We start from the raw sequence: 16779 nt of genomic DNA on the forward strand, positions 1-16779 counted from the left end.
GCTCGTTCGACATGATCTGCAGACCCGGCCGGGCCAGCTCCGCACGCATCAGCAGCGCCATGACGCCACCGATCAGGAAGAACGCGAACGACGTGACCAGATACAGCGTGCCGATCGTCTTGTGGTCGGTGGTCGTCAGCCACTTCACCACGACATTGCCCGGCTGCTTGCGCCTGACCGGCAGCTCGTCTGAGTACGAGCCTTCAGCTGCCGCGGCACCCTGGGGTTCGTTGAGGATGCTCACAGGTTGTTCGTCTCCCGGTTCTTCTCGTGGCTCGTCTGCGCGATGCCGGCGGGAACGTAACCGGTCTGCCCCTTCTTGGCGAGGTCCTGGAGGTGCTTCTGGTACGCCGCCGGGGAGACGACCTTCACGTTGAACAGCATGCGCGAGTGGTCGACGCCGCAGAGCTCGGCGCACTTGCCGAGGAAGGTGCCTTCGTGGTTCGGAGTCACCTGGAAGGCGTTGGTGTGGCCCGGGATGACGTCCTGCTTCATCAGGAACGGCACCACCCAGAAGGAGTGGATGACGTCACGAGAGGTCAGGACGAAGCGGACCGTCTTGCCCTTGGGGAGCCAGAGCGTCGGACCGGGGTTGCCCGTCTGCGGGTTCCGCGTGCCGGGGGTACCGACGTCGTAGACACCGCCGGCGTTCGCCGGGAAGTCCTTCTTGAACCGGTCCGGGATGGCGTCCAGGTTCTTGTCGGTCTTGGCGTCGCCGGGCACACCGGGGACGTTCTCGACGTAGTTGAAGCCCCAGCTCCACTGGAAGCCGACCACGTTGACCGTGACGTCGGGCTTCTTGGAGAGATCGAGGAGCTTCGACTCGTCCCGGGCCGTGAAGTAGAAGAGCACCGAGATGATGATGATCGGGACCACCGTGTACAAGGCCTCGATCGGCATGTTGTACCGGGTCTGCGGAGGTACCTCGACCTTGGTGCGGCTGCGCCGGTGGAACATGGCGCTCCACAGGATCAGGCCCCACACCAGCACGCCGACGGCGAGCGCGGCAGCCCAGGAGCCCTGCCACAGCGTGAGGATCCGCGGAGCCTCATCCGTGGTCGGGGTGGGCATACCAAGGCGGGGGAAGTCCTTGTATGTGCAACCGGTTGCGGTCGCCAGGACCAGGCCCGCGGTCAATGCCTGCAGCAGCTTCCGCCGCATCGGGCGCCGCGGCGAGCGGTCGGAGCCGTTGGGACTCACGTAGCGCCTTCCCGAGAGTCTCGCCCGCGCGGTCGGCTGCGGCCTTCTCGCTGGTCGGTCGCCGCCCTGCGTCGGGCAGGGGTTTGGATGTTTATGCGGACCAAACCCTAGCCGACGCCCTCCGGGGGTTCGCGGGGAGGGGGGCCTACTAACCCGGGTGGTTCGCTGGATTGGCGGCTGCGGGCCTGTTGTGGCTGGTCGCGCCGTTCCTCGAGCCCCTTGGAGACGCTGCCCTGACCGGCGGTTTAGCGTTGCCGTATGGGCTACTTTGACGCTGCTTCCGCCGTTCCCCTCCATCCCGTCGCTCGTCAGGCGTTGTTGGCCTCTTTGGATGAAGGGTGGGCCGATCCCGCTCGGCTCTACCGGGAGGGGCGGAAGGCGCGGATGCTGCTTGACGCGGCTCGGGAGGCCGCCGCCGAAGCGGTGGGGTGCCGGGCCGATGAGCTGGCCTTCACCTCTTCGGGGACGCGGGCCGTCCATGCGGGTGTCGCGGGAGCGTTGGCCGGCCGGCGCCGGGCCGGACGCCACCTGATCGTGTCAGCCGTCGAACACTCCTCCGTGCTCCATTCGGCGGAGGTGCTCGAGGCGGACGGTGGAACGGTGACCCAGGTGCCGGTGAACCGGGCCGGCCTGGTGGACCCGGCGGGCTACGCGGCCGCTCTTCGCCCGGACACCGCACTCGCCTGTCTGCAGTCGGCCAACCACGAGGTGGGGACCGTGCAGCCGGTGGGCGAGGTGGCCGAGGTGTGCCGGGCCGCGGGGGTGCCGCTGCTGGTGGACGCGGCGCAGTCGCTGGCGTGGGGGCCCGTCGAGGGCGACTGGTCGCTGCTGGCGGCCAGTGCGCACAAGTGGGGCGGGCCGTCCGGGGTGGGGCTGCTCGTCGTCCGCAAGGGGGTGCGGTTCGCCGCCCAAGGGCCGGTGGACGAGCGGGAGTCGGGGCGGGCACCCGGGTTCGAGAACATCCCGGCGATCGTGGCGGCCGCGGCGTCCCTGCGCGCGGTGCGGGCGCAGGCGGCCCAGGAGGCGGTACGGCTGCGGGAGCTGACGGAGCGGATCCGGGCCCGGGTGCCGCAGACCGTGGCGGACGTGGAGGTGGTCGGCGACCCCGAGCGGCGGCTGCCCGGGATCGTCACCTTCTCCTGTCTCTACGTCGACGGCGAGGCGTTGCTGCACGAACTGGACCGGGAGGGCTTCTCGGTGTCCTCCGGCTCGTCCTGCACCAGCAGCACGCTGACGCCCAGCCATGTGCTGAAGGCGATGGGGGTGCTGAGCGAGGGGAACGTGCGGGTGTCTTTGCCGGCGGGGGTGGCCGAGGAGGACGTGGAGCGGTTCCTGGCGGTGCTGCCGGGCGCGGTGTCGGGGGTCCGGGAGAAGCTGGGCGCGCCGACGGCGCCCGCCGTGCAGGCGGGCCCGCGGGAACTGGTCGTCGACTCCCTCGGCAAGCGCTGCCCGATCCCGGTCATCGAACTGGCCAAGGCGTTCGGCGGGGTGCCGGTCGGAGGGACCGTACGGGTCCTGTCCGACGACGAGGCGGCCCGCCTGGACATTCCGGCCTGGTGCGAGATGCGGGGGCAGGAGTACGTGGGAGAGGAGCCGGCGGACAACGGAACGGCATACGTCGTCCGCCGGACGAGGTGACCGGCCCCGCGGGCGCGAGGAGCGGCGGCCGACGCCTCAGCGCAGGTGAGCCCGCACCTCCTGCGCCGCGTCGTCCCCGTACGCCTTCACGAACCGCTCCATGAAGTGACCCCGGCGCAGCTGGTACTCCTGCGTCCCCACGGTCTCGATGACCAGCGTGGCGAGCATGCAGCCGACCTGGGCGGCGCGCTCCAGCGAGACGCCCCAGGCCAGTCCCGACAGGAACCCGGCGCGGAAGGCGTCGCCGACACCCGTGGGGTCCGCCTTGCGCTCCTCCTCGGCGCAGCCGACCTCGATCGGGTCCTCGCCGACCCGCTCGATCCGCACGCCCCGCGAACCGAGCGTGGTGATGCGGTGACCGACCTTGGCCAGGATCTCGTCCTCGCTCCAGCCGGTCTTGGACTCGATGAGGCCCTTCTCGTACTCGTTGGAGAACAGGTACGTCGCACCGTCCAGCAGTATCCGGATCTCCTCGCCCTCCATCCGGGCGATCTGCTGGGAGAAGTCGGCGGCGAACGGGATCCCGCGCGAGCGGCACTCCTCGGTGTGCCGGAGCATCGCCTCGGGGTCGTCGGCGCCGATGAGGACCAGGTCGAGGCCGCCCACGCGGTCGGCGACGGTCTTGAGCTCGATGAGGCGGGCCTCGCTCATCGCGCCGGTGTAGAAGGAGCCGATCTGGTTGTGGTCGGCGTCGGTGGTGCACACGAAGCGGGCGGTGTGCAGGGTCTCGGAGATGCGGACCGAGTCGGTGTCCACACCGTGCCGGCCGAGCCAGGCCCGGTACTCGTCGAAGTCGAAGCCGGCGGCACCGACCAGGACCGGTGCGGTGCCGAGCTGGCCCATACCGAAGGCGATGTTCGCGCCGACGCCGCCGCGACGCACCTCCAGGTTGTCGACCAGGAAGGAGAGCGAGACCGTGTGCAGCTGGTCCGCGACGAACTGGTCGGCGAACCGGCCGGGGAAGGTCATGAGGTGGTCGGTGGCGATGGAGCCGGTGACTGCGATGCGCACGACGGGCATTCTCCTGCGGGAGGCTGGGCTGACAGTTCACGCTACCCGTTCCACCGCCGGGGCTGTAGTTGGCGAAACTACCCGATAGTAGATGTTTCTTCGCGGGCCGGAACGGGCCTACCGTGCGGTCATGACGAACCTCAAGTTCCGCTCCGCCGCCCCGGCCGACCTCGAGGGCGACCTCGCCGCGCTGCGGGGTGACTGCGCCCGGATGGCCCGGCACTGGACGGTTCCCGAGCACGCCGAGTCCCGGCCGGTGCCGCCGTCCCTGATCCACGGGGTGACCGTGCCGGCCCGGTCCGCACGTCTGCTGGACGCGATGTCGGACTACGGCGACTGACGCGCCGGGCGCATTCGGCAGGGAACCGCACGCTCCCCTCGCGCGTCCCATCGCCGTCCCCCGGGTGGGGGATGCGGGATACGACCAGCGAGGAGCGATGCGGTGAACACCGAGCGACCCGAGAACCGCGAGCACCCTGAGGGCTCCGAGCAGGCCGGGAGCGCCGGGAGCCACGAGGGCGTCGAGGACTCCGGGAAGCCGGAGCCGAAGCCCGCGACGACGCGGGACGCGCACACCGGCGACGGTGCCGGCGGTTCCCTTGAAGCCGGCGCTCCCGAGGCCGACGGCACGGACGGCGGGCGTGCCGCGCCGCACCGGTCCCGGCTCGCCGTCGTCTCCGTCGCCGCCGCCGTGCTGCTGGTGGGCGGCGGTGGCGCCTATCTCGCGGCGAGCGGTGACTCCGGGGGCCGTACGGCCGGTGACGGTGCCCCTCCCCCGCCCCTCGCCCTGGACGGCTTCAGGGGCACGGGCGGTATCGCCCCGGGCGAGCCCGACCCGTACGGGGCGAGGTACGTGGCCCGGGGCGAGCTGCCGGCCGGTCCCGGCTCCGCGCCGGTGTACGGGCCGAAGGGCGAGGTCGGCAAGGACGCGGTGGCCCGGCTGGCCCGGGCGCTGGGCGTCGAGGGCACTCCGGTGGCCCAGGGGCGGATCTGGCGGGTCGGCGGCGGGGACGGCTTTGGGCCGAGCCTCCAGGTGAACCGGGACGCGTCGGGCAGCTGGAGCTACAGCCGGTCCGCGCCGGGCACCGACGACTGCAAGAAGGGGGTCCTGTGCGCGCACGACCCGATGGCTCCCCTCGGCACTCCGGTGAGCGTGGCGGCGGCCGAGAAGGCGGCGGCGCCGGTGCTGAAGGCGGCCGGACTGGACGGCGCGAAGATCGACGCGAGCCAGGTCATGGGCTCCCAGCGGGTGGTCAACGCCGACCCGGTGGTGGGCGGGCTGCCGACGTACGGCTGGACGACCGGCCTGACCGTGGACCGGCGGGGCGAGCTGGTCGGCGGGTACGGCCTGCTGGGGACCGCCGTCAAGGGCGACACGTACCCCGTGCTGAGCGCCGCGAAGACGCTGAAGCTGATGAACGCGGCCCCGAAGGGAGACCACCGGATGGGGATCGGCGGCTGTGCCAGTCCGATGCCGCTGAAGGACCGGCTGGAACAGCCCTGCGGGTCGTCCACGGGGGTGGCGCAGCAGGGGGCGGATCCGGGCACCGAGACGGTGACCGTGGACAAGGCGGTCTTCGGGCTGGCCTCGCACTCCGTCGCCGGGCGGCGGACGCTGGTGCCGTCCTGGCTGTTCGGGGTGCGGGAGCCGGCCGGTCAGGGCGCCTCCACGGTGGCGTATCCGGCGGTCGATCCCCGCTCTCTGGCGTCGTCGGCCACGCCCTCCGCGCCGACGGCGTCCGCGGCGCCGACCCGGACCGTGCAGGTGACCGGTTACACGGCCGCAGGCCGGGAGCTGACCGTGAGCTTCGCCGGCGGGGTGTGCGCCGACTACAAGGTGTCGGCGCGGGAGAGCGCCGAGCGGGTGACCGTGACCGTCACCGAGCGGCCCTGGCCGGGCAAGGTCTGCGTGCTGATCGCCAAGGAGTATGTGAAGACCGTACGGCTGGCCGCGCCGCTGGACGGGCGGACGGTGGTCGGCGACGACGGCCGGCCCGTCCCGCAGGTCAAGCCCGGCGCGCTGCGCCCGGACGCGTCCGCACAGCCTCGCCGGTGACCCGCTGTACGACGAAGGCGGCGGCCCCCCGTGCAGGGGGCCGCCGCCTTTTTCCGGACCGTCAGGCCGTGACGGTCCGTCGGCTCAGCTGAAGGAGTCGCCGCAGGCGCAGGAGCCGGTCGCGTTCGGGTTGTCGATCGTGAAGCCCTGCTTCTCGATCGTGTCCACGAAGTCGACGGTGGCGCCGCCCAGGTACGGAGCGCTCATGCGGTCCGTGACGACCTTGACCCCGCCGAAGTCCTTCTCCACGTCGCCGTCGAGCGAGCGCTCGTCGAAGAAGAGCTGGTAGCGCAGGCCGGAGCAGCCGCCGGGCTGGACGGCGACACGCAGCGCGAGGTCGTCGCGGCCTTCCTGGTCGAGCAGGGCCTTGACCTTGGCCGCGGCGGCGTCGGTCAGGATGATGCCGTCGGTGACGGTGGTGGTCTCGTCCGATACGGACATCTACATCTCTCCCGGGTTGTACGGAGACTGCTTGCCGACGAGTGCAACCGGCGCTTCCGCGGATTCATTCCGGGCCGGGCAGTCACGTTGTCGCGTTTTTGCTTCCGTCTTCATGCTCGCACATGGCCGTCGGCTGCGGCAGCGGCCTGTGGAGGGACCCGGCGCGACCCGAACCGGAGGGCACCGGGCCGGGAGCGGGATTCACGTCACATGGACGCTATGAGCATCGTCAAAGTGACGTGAACCGGTTATGATAGATAGCGTCAGTTAGACGAAAAGTAGAAAGGGTGCGTGTCGTGACCACCGCCCAGACCCCGGAACTCGACGTGCAGCCGACTCCGCTCGCCCTGCTGCTGCTCGGCCGTGAGGCCGACCCGAAGAGCGAGCGGGGCGTCGAGTGCCCCGGAGACCTGCCGTCACCGTCCGACCCCGACCTGGTCGAGCGCGCCCGCGCGGCCAAGGAGAAGCTCGGCGACAAGGTCTTCGTGCTCGGCCACCACTACCAGCGCGACGAGGTCATCCAGTTCGCCGACGTCACGGGTGACTCCTTCAAGCTGGCCCGGGACGCGGCCGCGCGCCCGGAGGCCGAGTACATCGTCTTCTGCGGTGTGCACTTCATGGCCGAGTCCGCGGACATCCTCACCTCCGCCGACCAGAAGGTCGTTCTGCCCGACCTCGCCGCCGGCTGCTCGATGGCCGACATGGCGACGGCCGAGCAGGTCGCGGAGTGCTGGGACGTCCTGACCGAGGCGGGCGTCGCCGAGCAGGTCGTGCCGGTCTCGTACATGAACTCCTCCGCGGACATCAAGGCGTTCACCGGCAAGCACGGCGGCACGATCTGCACCTCGTCGAACGCCAAGCGGGCCCTGGACTGGGCCTTCGAGCAGGGCGAGAAGGTGCTGTTCCTGCCCGACCAGCACCTCGGCCGCAACACCGCCGTCCGGGACATGGGGATGTCCCTGGACGACTGCGTGGTCTACAACCCGCACAAGCCGAACGGCGGCCTCACGGCGGAGCAGCTGCGGGCGGCCAGGATGATCCTGTGGCGCGGCCACTGCTCGGTCCACGGCCGCTTCAGCCTCGACTCGGTGAACGACGTGCGCGCCCGTATCCCCGGGGTGAACGTCCTGGTCCACCCCGAGTGCAAGCACGAGGTGGTCGCCGCGGCGGACTACGTCGGCTCGACCGAGTACATCATCAAGGCCCTGGAGGCCGCTCCCGCCGGCTCCAAGTGGGCCATCGGCACCGAGCTGAACCTGGTCCGCCGCCTGGCGAACCGTTTCGCTCCCGAGGGCAAGGAGATCGTCTTCCTCGACAAGACGGTCTGCTTCTGCTCGACCATGAACCGCATCGACCTCCCCCACCTGGTCTGGGCCCTGGAGTCGCTGGCCGAGGGCAACCTGGTCAACCGGATCGAGGTCGACCAGGAGACCGAGGCGTTCGCGAAGCTGGCGCTAGAGCGGATGCTGGCGCTTCCCTAACACGGGCTTCCCCGGCACGGGCTTCCCCTGCACGGGCTTCCCCGGCACGCACGAAAGGGCCGGGTCTCACACGAGACCCGGCCCTTTCGCATGCCGTCAGACTCCGGCCGGCTCCCGTACCGGCGCGGTCGCCTTCGCCTCCCGCTTGGCCGCCCGCTTCTTCGCGCGGCGCTCCTTGCGCAGCTCCAGCATCGCGTAGAGCGTCGGCACCAGCAGCAGCGTGAGCAGCGTCGACGTGATCAGGCCGCCGATGACGACCACCGCGAGCGGCTGGGCGATGAAGCCGCCCTCGCCGGTGACACCCAGGGCCATCGGGAGGAGGGCGAAGATCGTCGCCAGGGCCGTCATCAGGATCGGGCGCAGCCGGTGCCGGCCACCCTCGATCACCGCCTCCACCACGCCGTACCCCTGCCTGCGGTACTGGTTGATCAGGTCGATCAGCACGATCGCGTTGGTCACCACGATGCCGATCAGCATCAGCATGCCGATCATCGCCGGGACGCCCATCGGGGTGCCGGTGGCGACCAGCAGGCCGATCGCGCCCGTCGCCGCGAAGGGGATGGACACCAGCAGGATCAGCGGCTGGGCGAGGGACCGGAACGTGGCCACCAGCAGCATGAAGACGATCGCGATCGCCGCCAGCATGGCCAGGCCCAGGTTCTTGAACGCGTCGTTCTGGTCCGACGTCACGCCGCCGATCTCGGCCTTCGCGCCCGCCGGCAGCTTCAGGTCCTTGATCTTGGCCTGCAGCTTGGTGCTGATCGCGCCGGTGTTGTCACCGTCCGGCTTGGCGGTGATGGTCGCGGCGCGCCGGCCGTCGATCCGGGTCAGCGACACGGGGCCGTCCACGAGCTTCACCGTGGCGATGTCGCCCAGCTTCACCGGGCCGAGGCGCAGCGCCTTCAGCTGGGCCAGCGTCGTCGCGGGCTTCGCCGACCGCACGACGACGTCCCGCTCGGTGTCGTCGAGGATCGCCTTCGCCGCCGTCGTACCGCGCACCGCCTGCGCGACCGCCGCACCGAGCTTCTGGTCGTCGAACCCGGCCGCCGCCGCCTTCGCGTTGGCCTTCACCGAGATCCGCGGCACGCTCGTGGCGAGGTCGCTGGTGACGTCCGTGACGTCGTCGAGACCGGCGACCGTGGAGCGGACCTGCTCCGCGGCCGTGCTCAGCGCCTTCGGGTCGGACGCCTTGACCACCACGCTCAGGTTCTGGTTGCCGAAGCCGTCACCGGCCGACACCGTGGTCGTACCGATGCCCTTGAGCTTCTTCAGGCCGTCCTCCAGGTGCTTCTGCACCTTGTCGTACGCCTTCGCGTCCTTCAGCATCACCTGGTACGACGCCTGGTTGGTGTCCGTGCCGCCGCCGAAGGCCGCCATGAAGCCGGAGGAGCCGACGGTGACCTGGTAGTCCTTGACGCCGTCGGTGGAGGCGAGCAGCTTCTCCACCCGCTTGGCCTGCGCGTCCGTGGCGGCCAGGCTCGTGCCCGGCTTCAGCTCCTGCTTGACCGTGAGGACCTCCTGCTCGCCCTGGTCGAAGAAGTTGGTCTTGAGCAGGCCGCCCATGCCGAACGTGACGACGAGGACGACGATCGCGATCAGCACGCTGGTGAGGCGGCGGCGCGTGGCGAAGCGCAGGACCGGGACGTAGGCGCGCTGGAGGCGGCTGTTCGCCTCCTTCTCCTCGGCCCGGCGGCGGGCCTCCGCGGCGTCCTCGGGAGTGCCCTTCGGGGCGCGCAGGAACCAGTACGACAGGACCGGCACCACCGTCAGCGACACCAGCAGGGAGGCCAGCAGGGCCGCCGTCACCGTGATGCTGAACGAGCCGAACAGGGCGCCGACCATGCCGCCGACCAGGCCGATCGGCAGGAACACGGCGACCGTGGTGAGGGTGGAGGAGGTGACCGCGCCGGCCACCTCGCGCACGGCGTTCAGGATCGCGTCGTTGCGCTCCTCGCCGTAGCCGAGGTGGCGCTTGATGTTCTCCAGGACCACGATCGAGTCGTCCACGACCCGGCCGATGGCGATGGTCAGCGCGCCCAGCGTGAGCATGTTCAGGGACAGGTCGCGCGTCCACAGCACGATCAGGGCCAGCACGACCGACAGCGGGATGGACACGGCCGTGACCAGCGTCGAGCGGATCGACGCCAGGAAGACCAGGATGATGAGGACCGCGAAGAGCAGGCCGAGCGCGCCCTCCGTGGTCAGGCCCTTGATGGACTTGGAGACGGCCGGGCCCTGGTCGCTGACGACCGTGAGCTTCGCGCCGGAGCCGAGCTGCTCGCGCAGGCCGGGCAGCTTGTCCTTGACCGCGTCGGAGATGCTGACCGCGCTGCCGTCGTGGTCCATGGTCACGTTGACGGCGAGGCTGGGCCTGCCGTCGGTGCGGGTGATCGAGTCGGCCGGGGCCGGCTGCTCCTTGACGGTGGCCACGTCACCGAGGCGAACCGGCTTGCCGCCGCCCTCGCCGAAGACCCTCAGGTCCTGGATCTGCTTCAGCGAGGTGAAGCCGCCGCCGACCTGGACGGTGCGGTTGGCGCCGTTCTCGTCGAAGGAGCCGGCCGGGACGGTCGCGCCGCCCGCCTGGAGGGCCTGGCCGAGCGCGGCGGGGGTGAGGCCGGCCCGTGCGAGCTTCGCGTCGTCGGGGCTGACCGTGACCTGGAGGTCACGGACGCCCATGACCTGGACGCGGCCGACGCCGTCGATGTCCTTCAGGGTGGGTACGACGCTCGTGTCGAGCCGGTCCGCGAGGGCCTGCTGGTCCTCGTCGGAGGTGGCGGCGAGGACCACGGTCGGCATGTCGTCGGTGGAACCGGATATGACCTGCGGGTCGACGTCGTCCGGAAGCTGGTTGCGGGCCCGGTTCACGGCCTGCTGGACGTCGGAGACGATCCGCTTGGTGTCGTTGTCGTAGTCGAAGGACGCCATGATCACGGCGTTGCCCTCGCTGGCGGTGGAGGTGACGGTGCTGACGCCGTCGACGCCCTGGAGGTTGTTCTCGATCGGCTCGACGATCTGCTTCTCGACCACGTCGGGCGAGGCGCCCTGGTACGGCGCGATCACCGACACCATGGGCAGGTTGATGGTGGGCAGCAGCTGCTGCTTGATCTGGGGTATCGCGATCAGCCCGAAGACGAGCGCGACAAGCGACATCAGGCCGATCAGGGCCCGTTGCCGGAGGCTGAATCTCGACAGCCAGGACATGGATCAGGGTCTCTCTTCTGTGAGCGGCAGAAGCGGCGAAGGACGCAGGTGAGCGCCCACCCCAACACCCTGAGCCATCGCAGGGGGCCGATTCGTAGGCCCAGGGTCCATTTCCTTATCCAGGCCCTACTCCGCCCGCAGTACGCCCGGGTGGAGATCACTCCATCCTCGGACGTACCAGCCCCGACTCGTACGCGATCACCACGAGCTGGGCCCGGTCGCGCGCGCCCAGTTTGGCCATGGCCCGGTTGACGTGCGTCTTCACCGTCAGCGGGCTGACCTCCAGACGCTCGGCGATCTCGTCGTTGGAGTGGCCGCCGGCCACCTGGACGAGCACCTGCCGCTCCCGGCCGGTGAGCGCCCCGAGCCGCTCGGCGCGGGCGGGGTCACGGTCGTCGTCGTCTCCCTGGGCGAGGAAGCGGGCGATCAGCCCCTTGGTGGCGGCCGGGGACAGCAGGGCGTCGCCGCCCGCCGCGAGCCGGATGGCGTTCAGCAGCTCCTCCGGCTCGCTGCCCTTGCCCAGGAAGCCGGAGGCGCCCGCGCGCAGGGCCTGAACGACGTAGTCGTCCACCTCGAAGGTGGTCAGGATGACCACGCGCACCTGTGCCAGGGAGGGATCGGCGCTGATCATCCGGGTCGCGGCCAGCCCGTCCGTGCCGGGCATCCGGATGTCCATGAGGACGACGTCGGCGGCCCGCTCCTTCGCCAGCCGGACGGCTTCGGACCCGTCGGAGGCCTCCCCCACGACCTCCATGTCGGGCTCGGAGTCGACCAGCACCCGGAACGCGCTGCGCAGCAGCGCCTGGTCGTCGGCGAGCAGGACACGGATCGTCATACGGACTCCCCCGGGGCCGCGGTACGGGTCTTCAGGGGCAGGATCGCATGGACGCGGAAGCCGCGGCCGTGGCGGGGCCCGGTGGAGAGGGTGCCGCCGACGGCGGCGACCCGCTCGCGCATGCCGAGCAGTCCGTGGCCGCCGCCGGCCCCGGGCACACCGGCCGCGCCGGCACCGTCGTCCAGGACCGTCACCTCGACGTCCGTCCCCACCCGTACGACGCTGACCTCGGCCTCGGCCTCGGGTCCGGCGTGTTTCTGCACGTTGGTCAGGGCTTCCTGGACGATCCGGTAGGCGGCCAGGTCGACCGCGGCGGGCAGGTCGGTGCCCTGGTCGGCGCGGACCACCCGCACCGGCAGGCCCGCGTTGCGGAAGGTGTCGGCCAGCTCCTCCAGGCGGCTGAGACCGGGCGCGGGCTCGGTCGGTGCCTCCGGATCACCGGACTGCCGCAGCAGCCCGACGGTGGCACGCAGCTCGTCGAGGGCGGAACGGCTGGCCTCGCGGACGTGGGCCAGCGCCTCCTTGGCCTGGTCGGGCCGCTTGTCCATGACATGCGCGGCCACCCCGGCCTGCACGTTCACGAGGGCGATGTGGTGGGCGACGACGTCGTGCAGGTCGCGGGCGATGCGCAGCCGCTCCTCGGCGACGCGGCGACGCGCCTCCTCCTCGCGGGTGCGTTCGGCGCGTTCGGCGCGCTCCCGGATGGCCTGCACGACCGCGCGCCGGCTGCGTACGGCGTCCCCGGCGGTGGCGCCGATGCCGGTCCAGGCGAGGACACCGAGGTTCTCCTGCGCGTACCAGGGCAGGGGGCCGCCGAGCATGGCGGCGGCCGTCAGCACGGTCATGGTGAGCAGACCGACGCGCCAGGTGGTGGTGCGGTCGGTGGCAGCGGCGACGGTGTACAGGGCGACGACCGCGGACATCGCGACCGGGGCGCGGGGGTCGCCGGTGACGGACTCGATCACGGAGAGGGCGCCGGTGACGGCGAGGACCGTCATGGGGGCGCGGCGGCGGAAGACGAGCGCGGCCGCGGCGAGGAGCATGAGGAGAAGGCTCAGCGGGTCGGGCGTGCGAACACCCCAGGTGACGCCGTGCGCGCCGCGCGGTACGACGAACGACCCGGCGACCATGCAGGCCAGGACCCCGGCGGCGATGGCCGCGTCCAGGGCCCAGGGGTGGGCCTTGAGGCTGCAGCGGGCCCGGTCGAGAGGGCGGACGGTACTCACGGGGTGAACAGTACGGGTGCCGTGCGGTGCCCCGTACGGGTGCGCGGCCGGACGTCCCGAAGGGGCCTGCGCGACCGGCCACGGCGGACCCGTGGACGCCGGGGCGCACATCGCCCCGAGGTGTTGGGCGCCCGGTCGCCCGACGGACCGTCAACTGTCAAGCCGCGTTGGCCGGACGTCCGCACCCTTCTCGCCAGCATCCCGCCGACGAAAGGCACCCCGTGCGTCCTCAGCTCCGTGTGGTCTGGTCCGCCGCAGCCCTGTCTCTGGTCGCGGCCACCGGCCTCACCACCTCCGCCCACGCGGTGACGTACGGCACCCCGACGATCAGACTGTCGGCGTCCTACCTCTCGGGCGCCGTCGGCAGCACGGCCGACCCCGTCGCCACCGTCACCGTCGCGCAGAGCGGCGCCGACGCCTCCGCGCTCACCGTGACCGCCACCAGGACCAGCACAAGCAGCGTGGCCGGCACCGGCGACGTCCAGGTCACCGGCACCGCGGGCACCCGTACCGTCGCCGTGGCCGCGCGCGCCCAGGGCTACACCGACCTCACGCTGAAGGTGACCGGCCTCGGCGGCAAGACGGCCACGACCACCCTGCACTACGCGGCCTCCCCGGCCGTCCGGCACTCCGCCGACGCCCGCTATCTGACCGGCGCCTCGGACGCCTCCGCCGCGGTGGACGTCGGCGGCGGGTACGTCGTCGTCGGCAACGACGAGGACAACACCCTGCGTCTGTACGACGGGACGGCCTCGGGCGCGCCGGTGCGGACCTGGGACCTGGACAGCGCGCTGGGCGCCGACAAGGAGGTCGACATCGAGGGCGCCGCGCGGGTCGGGAACACCGTCTACTGGACGGGGTCGCTCGGCAACAACAAGGACGGCGTGTACAAGCCGGACCGGAACACCGTGTTCACCACGACCGTCTCCGGCTCGGGCGCCGCCACCCGGCTCACCTTCGGCACGGCGGGGCACCGGCTGCGGGACGACCTGGTCGCCTGGGACGAGGCGAACGGCGACCGGTACGGCTTCGCGGCCGGCACGGCCGACGGGCAGACCCCGAAGCAGATCGACGGCTTCAACGTCGAGGGTCTGGAGTTCGCCCCCGGCTCCGGCACCACGGCCTACGTCGGCTTCCGGGCCCCGCTGGTGCCGCCGCAGAACGGCGGGAAGGCACTGGTCGTGCCGGTGACGAACATGGACCAGGTGGCGCGCGGGGCCGCGGCGAGCTTCGGGACACCGATCGAGCTGGATCTGGGCGGGCTGTCCATCCGGGATCTGCGCCGGAACGACGCCGGCCAGTACCTGATACTCGCCGGGTCCTGGGCCGCCGACGACAACAGCGACCCGTACGCCCTGTACTCCTGGGACGGCGTCGCCGGGCACCGGCCGGTGAAGGTGCTGGACCTGCCGACGGCGGACGCGGGCGGCTGGGAGTCCGTCGTCTCCGTGCCCGACCTGAGCGCCCCCGGCGCCCGGGTACAGCTGATCACCGACGACGGCGCCGCGGACCTCTACGGCGACGGCACCGAGGCGAAGGACCTCACCCACCCGGAGTGGCAGAAGTCCCGCACCACCTGGTTCACCCTGAACTGACCCCGATCCGGCCCCGGGCGTGCACCCCGGGCCGGCCCAGCGGGGTCAGCCCGGGATCAGCCCGTCGTCGCTGAGCATCTGCCGGACCTCCTCCAGCGACGCGTCGGGCGCCGGAAGGATCAGCTCGGAGGGTTCCAGCGCGTCGTCGGGCAGCGGCCGGCCCAGCTCACGGACCTTGGCCAGGAGGGCGTGGAGGGTGCTGCGGAAGCCGGCGCTGTCGCCGCTCTCCATCTCCTCCAGCAGCTCGTCGTCCAGCTTGTTCAGCTCGACGAAGTGGGAGTCGTCCAGCTGCACCTGGCCCTCCCCCATGATCCGTACGATCACGTCGGCCTCCTCGGCTCGCGTCCCGGCGCGGGGCTACTGCTTGTCGAAGCGCGGGGTGTCCTGCGGCTGCTGCTGGGTCTGCCCCTGGCCGGTGCCGCCCTCGATCGCCTGCTGCGGGGAGCCTCCGGCCAGCTCGGCCTTCATGCGCTGCAGTTCCAGCTCTACATCACTACCACCGGAGAGCCGGTCCAGCTCGGCCGCGATGTCGTCCTTGGCCATGCCGCTCGGGTCGTCCAGGGCACCGGAGGCGAGCAGCTCGTCGATGGCGCCGGCGCGGGCCTGCAGCTGCTGCGTCTTGTCCTCGGCGCGCTGGATGGCGAGGCCGACGTCGCCCATCTCCTCGGAGATGCCGGAGAAGGCCTCGCCGATGCGGGTCTGGGCCTGGGCGGCGGTGTAGGTGGCCTTGATGGTCTCCTTCTTCGTACGGAAGGCGTCGACCTTGGCCTGCAGTCGCTGGGCCGCGAGAGTGAGCTTCTCCTCCTCGCCCTGAAGGGTCGCGTGCTGCGTTTCGAGGTCGGTGACCTGCTGCTGGAGGGCGGCGCGCCGGGACAGCGCCTCGCGGGCCAGGTCCTCGCGGCCGAGGGCGAGCGCCTTGCGGCCCTGGTCCTCCAGCTTGGCGGACTGCTGCTGCAGCTGGTTGAGCTGGAGTTCCAGCCGCTTGCGGCTGGTGGCCACGTCGGCGACGCCGCGGCGCACCTTCTGCAGCAGCTCCAGTTGCTTCTGGTACGAGTAATCGAGGGTCTCGCGCGGGTCCTCGGCCCGGTCAAGGGCCTTGTTCGCCTTCGCGCGGAAGATCATCCCCATACGCTTCATGACACCGCTCATGGGCTTCGCGCGCCCCCTTCTGACGGACTCCAGCTCACAGATCCTGCGACAGGACCCACAGTACGGGCCCTGACTCCATTACCGCACTGTCCGGGGGGTGATGCGCTCATCCCCAAGGACGACTGCGGACGGTACCGCTCCGGCGTGAGGAGTAGGTGACCCCCTGGCGGAACACCCCCTCTGTCCCCCTACAGACGTCCGGTGTTGCCGGATCGTTCCCCGCCGGACTGGGGTCCATGCCGGTGCAGCCCTTACCCTTGGGTTTTGTGTTCCGTAGCCGTGCCAAGGACGAGAAGGCCTCCACCGACAAGACGCCGGTGGTCCTCTCCAAGCAGCCCCGTGACCCGCAGGCCCCGAAGGGCAGGCCCACGCCCAAGCGCAGTGAGGCCCAGTCCCAGCGGCGCAGCGTGGCCAAGACGCCCACCAACCGCAAGGAGGCCGCGAAGCGCCAGCGCGAGGACCGGCGCCAGGCCCTGGAGCGGCAGCGCCAGGCGCTGGCCAGCGGTGACGAGCGCTATCTGCCCGCCCGGGACAAGGGCCCGGTCCGCAAGTTCGCCCGCAACTGGGTGGACTCGCGGTTCAACGTGGCGGAGTTCTTCCTGCCGCTCGCCGTGGTGATCCTCGTGCTCAGCGTGGTGCGGGTGCCGGCGATCCAGTCGATCGCGCTGCTGCTGTGGCTGGTGGTGATCGTGCTGATCGTGGTGGACGCGGCGATCAGCGGGTTCCGGCTGAAGAAGCGGCTCAAGGAGCGCTTCCCGGACGAGAACACGCGCGGCGCCGTCGCCTACGCCCTGATGCGCTCTCTCCAGATGCGCCGGCTCCGGCTGCCCAAGCCGCAGGTCAAGCGCGGAGAGCGGCCCTGAGCGCTGACGCCTTCACCGGGGGTGCGGCACACGCGTGGCTGGACAAGCTGGGCCACCTGCGCGATGTCGTACGGCAGGAGCTG

The 16779-nt window shown here is 71.2% G+C and carries 14 protein-coding genes and 1 pseudogene; 6 read left to right on the forward strand and 9 right to left on the reverse strand.

Translation table 11 applies throughout. The features are described from left to right. A pseudogene (locus IO33_RS44770) lies at positions 1–244 on the reverse strand (aa3-type cytochrome oxidase subunit I); the annotation flags it as partial. Beyond that, positions 241–1200, reverse strand: coding sequence for an aa3-type cytochrome oxidase subunit II (gene ctaC / locus IO33_RS0136160; RefSeq protein WP_031173048.1), 960 nt, complete (start codon positions 1198–1200; stop codon positions 241–243). The pseudogene IO33_RS44770 and the gene ctaC, both read right to left, overlap by 4 nt. 258 nt (positions 1201–1458) lie before the next feature. Between ctaC and IO33_RS0136165 the strand changes: the two genes are divergently transcribed. After that, positions 1459–2838 carry a cysteine desulfurase/sulfurtransferase TusA family protein gene (locus IO33_RS0136165; RefSeq protein ID WP_031173050.1) on the forward strand — a complete coding sequence of 460 codons (1380 nt, stop codon included), beginning with the start codon at positions 1459–1461 and terminating at the stop codon, positions 2836–2838. Between the two features lie 36 nt (positions 2839–2874). Here IO33_RS0136165 and IO33_RS0136170 read toward each other — a convergent pair whose 3' ends face one another. Next, positions 2875–3849, reverse strand: a complete 975-nt coding sequence (locus IO33_RS0136170; protein WP_031173051.1) for a carbohydrate kinase family protein — start codon at positions 3847–3849, stop codon at positions 2875–2877. Positions 3850–3979: 130 nt separating this feature from the next. Between IO33_RS0136170 and IO33_RS0136175 the strand changes: the two genes are divergently transcribed. Further along, positions 3980–4189 (forward strand): hypothetical protein, encoded by a 210-nt coding sequence (locus tag IO33_RS0136175; RefSeq protein ID WP_031173054.1) that lies wholly within the window; start codon positions 3980–3982, stop codon positions 4187–4189. Positions 4190–4291: 102 nt separating this feature from the next. Further along, complete coding sequence (locus IO33_RS0136180; protein WP_037686868.1) at positions 4292–5905, forward strand: hypothetical protein; 1614 nt, start codon at positions 4292–4294, stop codon at positions 5903–5905. Between the two features lie 84 nt (positions 5906–5989). On the opposite strand, the gene IO33_RS0136185 is transcribed toward IO33_RS0136180, so the two are convergent. Continuing rightward, a complete protein-coding gene (locus tag IO33_RS0136185; RefSeq protein WP_023551351.1) occupies positions 5990–6346 on the reverse strand; it encodes an iron-sulfur cluster assembly accessory protein in 357 nt (118 codons plus the stop codon). A gap of 296 nt (positions 6347–6642) precedes the next feature. Between IO33_RS0136185 and nadA the strand changes: the two genes are divergently transcribed. After that, positions 6643–7827 carry a quinolinate synthase NadA gene (gene nadA / locus IO33_RS0136190; protein ID WP_031173057.1) on the forward strand — a complete coding sequence of 395 codons (1185 nt, stop codon included), beginning with the start codon at positions 6643–6645 and terminating at the stop codon, positions 7825–7827. A 96-nt stretch (positions 7828–7923) separates the two neighbouring features. Here the strand turns inward: nadA and IO33_RS0136195 are convergent, their stop codons facing one another. From IO33_RS0136195 to IO33_RS0136205, 3 genes are all read right to left on the reverse strand, one after another. Beyond that, positions 7924–11028 carry an efflux RND transporter permease subunit gene (locus IO33_RS0136195; RefSeq protein ID WP_031173058.1) on the reverse strand — a complete coding sequence of 1035 codons (3105 nt, stop codon included), beginning with the start codon at positions 11026–11028 and terminating at the stop codon, positions 7924–7926. Between the two features lie 157 nt (positions 11029–11185). Then, positions 11186–11863, reverse strand: a complete 678-nt coding sequence (locus IO33_RS0136200; RefSeq protein WP_031173060.1) for a response regulator — start codon at positions 11861–11863, stop codon at positions 11186–11188. After that, on the reverse strand, positions 11860–13089 hold the full coding sequence (locus IO33_RS0136205; RefSeq protein ID WP_031173062.1) for a sensor histidine kinase: 1230 nt from the start codon (positions 13087–13089) through the stop codon (positions 11860–11862). The genes IO33_RS0136200 and IO33_RS0136205 overlap by 4 nt, the downstream gene beginning before the upstream one ends. Before the next feature lie 260 nt (positions 13090–13349). Between IO33_RS0136205 and IO33_RS0136210 the strand changes: the two genes are divergently transcribed. Further along, a complete protein-coding gene (locus tag IO33_RS0136210; RefSeq protein ID WP_425347993.1) occupies positions 13350–14684 on the forward strand; it encodes a hypothetical protein in 1335 nt (444 codons plus the stop codon). A gap of 45 nt (positions 14685–14729) precedes the next feature. On the opposite strand, the gene pspAA is transcribed toward IO33_RS0136210, so the two are convergent. Together pspAA and IO33_RS0136220 are read right to left on the reverse strand one after the other, a co-directional pair. Then, positions 14730–15008, reverse strand: coding sequence for a PspA-associated protein PspAA (gene pspAA, locus IO33_RS0136215; protein WP_031173067.1), 279 nt, complete (start codon positions 15006–15008; stop codon positions 14730–14732). Between the two features lie 33 nt (positions 15009–15041). Beyond that, a complete protein-coding gene (locus tag IO33_RS0136220; RefSeq protein ID WP_078964031.1) occupies positions 15042–15833 on the reverse strand; it encodes a PspA/IM30 family protein in 792 nt (263 codons plus the stop codon). A gap of 236 nt (positions 15834–16069) precedes the next feature. On the opposite strand from IO33_RS0136220, the gene IO33_RS0136225 reads away from it, so the two are divergent. Further along, positions 16070–16696 carry a DUF3043 domain-containing protein gene (locus tag IO33_RS0136225; protein WP_191871266.1) on the forward strand — a complete coding sequence of 209 codons (627 nt, stop codon included), beginning with the start codon at positions 16070–16072 and terminating at the stop codon, positions 16694–16696. Positions 16697–16779 lie beyond the last annotated feature (83 nt).

The organism is Streptomyces durhamensis, assembly GCF_000725475.1.
GTDB classification, from domain to species: Bacteria; Actinomycetota; Actinomycetes; order Streptomycetales; family Streptomycetaceae; genus Streptomyces; species Streptomyces filipinensis.